Source organism: Psychromonas sp. (genome assembly GCF_047632995.1).
GTDB lineage: Bacteria > Pseudomonadota > Gammaproteobacteria > Enterobacterales > Psychromonadaceae > Psychromonas.
Genome location: NZ_JBLIEK010000188.1, coordinates 1 through 4,822, shown reverse-complemented (window position 1 = coordinate 4,822; position 4,822 = coordinate 1). Strand labels below are relative to the sequence as shown.

Annotated in this window: 4 protein-coding genes and 3 tRNA genes; 6 read left to right on the top strand and 1 reads right to left on the bottom strand. The window is 39.9% G+C overall.

The features are described 5' to 3' along the window. Positions 1-342, bottom strand: a 342-nt coding sequence (locus tag ACJAT7_RS17890) for an EI24 domain-containing protein (RefSeq protein WP_415228156.1), incomplete at its 3' end; no start/stop codon positions are given. A 209-nt stretch (positions 343-551) separates the two neighbouring features. On the opposite strand from ACJAT7_RS17890, the gene zipA reads away from it, so the two are divergent. From zipA to ACJAT7_RS17860, 6 genes are all read left to right on the top strand, one after another. Beyond that, complete coding sequence (gene zipA / locus ACJAT7_RS17885) at positions 552-1,421, top strand: cell division protein ZipA (RefSeq protein WP_415228155.1); 870 nt, start codon at positions 552-554, stop codon at positions 1,419-1,421. Positions 1,422-1,512: 91 nt separating this feature from the next. After that, positions 1,513-3,516, top strand: coding sequence for an NAD-dependent DNA ligase LigA (gene ligA, locus ACJAT7_RS17880; RefSeq protein ID WP_415228154.1), 2,004 nt, complete (start codon positions 1,513-1,515; stop codon positions 3,514-3,516). An 88-nt stretch (positions 3,517-3,604) separates the two neighbouring features. Further along, positions 3,605-3,865: a DUF5062 family protein gene (locus ACJAT7_RS17875; RefSeq protein ID WP_415228153.1), complete on the top strand. Its 261-nt coding sequence runs from the start codon at positions 3,605-3,607 to the stop codon at positions 3,863-3,865. A 400-nt stretch (positions 3,866-4,265) separates the two neighbouring features. Then, a tRNA-Met gene (locus tag ACJAT7_RS17870) sits at positions 4,266-4,342 on the top strand. A gap of 134 nt (positions 4,343-4,476) precedes the next feature. After that, positions 4,477-4,553: transfer RNA gene (locus tag ACJAT7_RS17865), tRNA-Met, on the top strand. Between the two features lie 34 nt (positions 4,554-4,587). Continuing rightward, positions 4,588-4,664: transfer RNA gene (locus tag ACJAT7_RS17860), tRNA-Met, on the top strand. Positions 4,665-4,822: the final 158 nt, after the last annotated feature.

The window sequence follows — 4,822 nt, the reverse complement described above, 5'->3', positions numbered from 1 at the left end:
TTCTGTTTTTTCAGCCAGTAAACCATTAAAAGGTGCGGCAATTAAATTAGCGACTGTGGAAAATAGAAACGCAAAAGAAAATAAAATAGCAGCGACTAAAAATGGCCAAAAAAGGTAGGAAAGCCAGCTTAAAAAATCAGGTAACTCGGCAATGTAACTGTCTATCCAATTCATAATTGCAGTGAATAAAAACCAGAATGCACCGGCAAAAATGGCTATATTGATAAGCAGCGGAATAACAGCAAAAAAGCGTAATTTGGGGTGACAAAGTAATTTCACCCCTTTGAGTAAATAGGCTATTCCAGAAAGAGGCTGTTTAACCAGTTGGTTGTGTAGCATCATAAAAACTCTTATAAAAAGTATCAAGCGTTCAATTCTAACGTTTATTACCTTAATACAGGTATAAAAATATTAAGTTTGTATAAAGAGTTAACAATTTCATAAAAAAAACATGCAATATATAGACGCTTTCACTTATTCAAGGTAGTTTATCTGCCATCACCTCGAGCGAGAGGGACTTCATTTCATTTTGTTAATCAAGAGAAAGAAAAATGCAACATTTTCAACCTATCTTAATTATTATTGGCATCCTAGCTATTGCCGCGGTTTTAATCCATGGCTATCTACTAAATCGTAAAGCTAAATCCCCCGTTATTGACGGTTTTTCTAATTCAGATACAGATCAGATATCCACTGAAAAAACGGCTTTAAATGATCAGGATGGCATAATCGGCGATGTGCGTATTATTCAAGAACAGCATGACAATGATGATAGTGATTTTTTCACTGCTTTAGATCTTGATGAAACGGATGATATTAATTTTTCATCTGAGCGAGAAACGCTGGCGTTCTCAGAAAATATAGATCCGCAGGATCATGAAGATGATCTGTTGCAGCCAATGATAGTTACTGATCTTGACCCCCTTAGTGATGAATTGGAAGCGGATGTTCCTGCTCAAACAGAATTAAAAAATAGTAAAGCTGAGCCGCAATATCCAGCAGAAGAAACACAAGATATTTTTATTTTTAATGTGGTTGCCAGAGAAGAAGCAGAAGTTGTGCGCGGGCATGAATTACTGCAGTTTTTTTTAACAGCAGGTTTTCGTTTCGGTGAAATGTCAATTTTCCACCGTCATCTTAACTCCAACGGGACTGGGCCAATTTTATTTAGTATTGCTAATATGATGGCGCCGGGCGTATTTGATCCTGAAAATATGGAACAATTTCGTTCACAAGGGGTTTCATTTTTCTTAACCGTACCTAATAATAATATTAACGTTAAAGAAGCATTTGATATGATGCTGGTTGCAGTTGAGCAGATGGCTGAAGAATTTGATTGTCTGGTTTTAAATGGCGAAAGAGAGCCATTAACAGAACAGCAGTTCAGAAATTATCATGAGCGTTTATTACGTTATATTTAGCAAAACTGAGCCGAACAATCGAAGCCCCGTATATCGGGGCTTTTTTTATAGAAAATGCATTGCTGTTGGGCATGAATATAAGTGATAAAAAATGAGCATCAAAACAGAAATAACGCGATTAAGTGAATTATTAGAAGAGTATAACTACCAGTATTATGTACTTGATAACCCGAGTGTTCCAGACAGTGAATACGATCGAATTTTCCAGCAATTACAAAAACTAGAAAAACAGCACCCTGATTTAGCGTCAGCGAATTCTCCGACACAAAAAGTTGGCGGAGTCGCGCTAAGCAAATTTGAACAAGTAACCCACCAGAAACCTATGCTCAGTTTAGATAATGTATTTGATGGGCAATCTTTAACTGATTTTATGCAACGTGCATCTGATAAATTAGACAACCGTGAGATAGCTTTTTGTATTGAACCTAAACTTGACGGTTTAGCGGTGAGCATTATTTATGAGAAGGGGTTACTTGTACAAGCCGCTACCCGTGGAGATGGGCAAACGGGTGAAAATGTCACTGAGAATGTTAAAACTATCGCCAACCTCCCGCTTAAATTACGTGGTGACAATATTCCGCCATTATTAGAGGTGCGCGGTGAGGTTTTCATGCTCAAAGCGGGCTTTAATAAATTAAATGAAGCTTTAATCAAAGCTAATGAAAAGCCGTTTGTTAACCCTCGCAATGCCGCTGCAGGTAGTTTGCGTCAGCTGGACTCAAAAGTGGCTGCCAGCCGTCCCTTGGCATTTTACTGTTATGCGGTAGGTATATATGAAGGCGATTTGCCTGCGACTCAGTTTGAACGTATTGCACAGCTAAAGGGGTGGGGCTTACCTGTTTCAGAAGAGGTGAAGCGGGTTGTCGGTAATGAGGATTGCCATGCTTATTATCAAGCTCTTTCAGAAAAACGGCCAAGTTTGGCCTATGAGATTGATGGCGTCGTGTATAAAGTTGATGATATCAGTTTGCAGGATAAATTGGGTTTTGTTGCCCGCGCGCCACGTTGGGCAATTGCTTATAAATTTCCGGCAGAAGAAGCGGTGACTGTCGTTGAAAACGTTGAATTCCAAGTGGGACGCACGGGCGCTATTACCCCTGTCGCTAAACTAAAACCTGTTTTTGTCGGGGGAGTGACCGTTTCTAATGCAACCTTGCATAATAAAGATGAGATAGCGCGTTTGGGTGTTTTGATTGGCGATCACGTTATTGTTCGTCGAGCCGGTGATGTGATTCCGCAAGTTGTCCGGGTTTTGCTTGATAAACGCAGCCCTGAAACGACGCGGGAAATTGAATTTCCTATTGTTTGTCCTGTTTGTGAAAGCAATGTTGAACGCATAGAAGGAGAGACAACAATACGCTGTGCGGGTGGTTTATACTGCGCCGCTCAGCGCAAAGAGGCGATTAAGCATTTTGCATCGCGTAAAGCGTTAAATATTGATGGCTTGGGTAATAAATTGGTTGAGTTATTAGTGGATCATAAGCTTATCCAAGATCCCGCTCAGCTATTTAGTTTAACGGCCAGTCAAGTCGCAACGCTGCCCAGAATGGGAGAGGTTTCAGCAAAAAAACTGATCAACAGTTTGCAACTTAGCAAAAAAACCACACTGGCGCGTTTTCTCTATTCATTGGGTATTAGAGAAGTGGGGGAAGCGACCGCAAATAATTTAGCCAACCATTACAAAACATTTGCGGCGATTAAACTTGCCAGTATTGAAGATCTACAACGTGTTGCGGATGTGGGGGAGATTGTTGCCAAACATATCTATTATTTCTTCCTTCAAAAACATAATGTCGAGGTTGTCAGCAAATTAATGGCGGCGGGAATACATTGGCCGGATATTGAAGGGGTTAATGAGAGTGAATTGCCGTTATTAGGGCAAACATTCGTGATCACCGGATCGTTCACAAGTCTCTCCCGTAGTGATATAAAAAATGCACTGCAACTGTTAGGCGCAAAAGTTGCCGGCAGTGTTTCTAAAAAAACCAGCACGGTTATTGCCGGCGATGCTGCGGGCTCTAAACTGACTAAGGCACAAGAGCTCGGTATCAATATAATAGATGAAGCAGAATTATTAACTTTACTTAAGAGTTGAGTTATAAGCATCAGAGTGAATAGGTGGTCACGACATACTTTCTAAAAATCAGTAATATATTTCTATATAATCAGAAATTGAGGCAAACATGAAAAAGATTAAAAACGAATCTCAACTATTACAGCATGCAGTAAAACTTGGCTCTGCATATGCACTTAAGCGTCAATATGTCGGTTTTGATCCAACAACATCGGCAAAAGATAAGCAGGAATGTATTTATCGTTTATTAGTGCAAGATAAACTCATCTCGCCACTGGCCAAAGATCAGGAGGATGTTGCAAATATTCGCCACAAGTTGGTATTGTGGATAATTAAGCATCTACCGGAAGATCACTCTTTATTAAAGTAACTCCTCCGTACAAGGCGCTTTAAACAAAGCGCCTTAACCGTCCAACTTCCGCCACAACAAACTTCACTGTCAATATCCAAATAGGTTTTACATTAGCTAAATTGATGCCACCTGCATCTGCTTTGCGAATCTAGCTTAAATCAAGTTATGTTTATTTTCATTGCTATTAACTACTTGTAATAAGTCGGTTTTTTTATCTATTAAGTTTACTGTGGGTGGAAATTGGATAATTAGCTTGAATAATGGACTATACCACGCAGTTATAAACATATACTGCTTGTTATTTAGGCTTTCAGTATTATTGTCATAAATAGAGCTTGCCAATATAATGTGATCTGTATATCATTCACCTCACTTAGACAGAGGCCAATACAGCCGTTGTTTAAGTGATAAAAACGGACGCGAGATGGAGCAGCATGGTAGCTCGTCGGGCTCATAACCCGAAGGTCGTAGGTTCAAATCCTGCTCTCGCAACCAATTTTATCGTCTATTAAGGAAAAGCTTATCGGGCTCAACTCTTAATAAACACTGGCGAAGGTCGTAGGTTAATATCCTGTTATCGAAACCAATTTTGACAGCTAAAGATTTAGAAAAAGAAAGACAATTACGGACGCGAGATGGAGCAGCATGGTAGCTCGTCGGGCTCATAACCCGAAGGTCGTTGGTTCAAATCCAGCTCTCGCAACCAACTTTTCAGTTGTAAAATGAAGCATAAATACGGACGCGAGATGGAGCAGCATGGTAGCTCGTCGGGCTCATAACCCGAAGGTCGTTGGTTCAAATCCAGCTCTCGCAACCAATTTTGTTTGTCTATTAAGAAAAGCTTATCGGGCTCAACTCTTAATAAACACTGGCGAAGGTCATAGGATAATATCCTGTTATCGAAACCAACTTCTTATCCATTAAGAAGTGTTAAAGATTTAGAAAAAGAAAGACAATTACGGACGCGAGATGGAG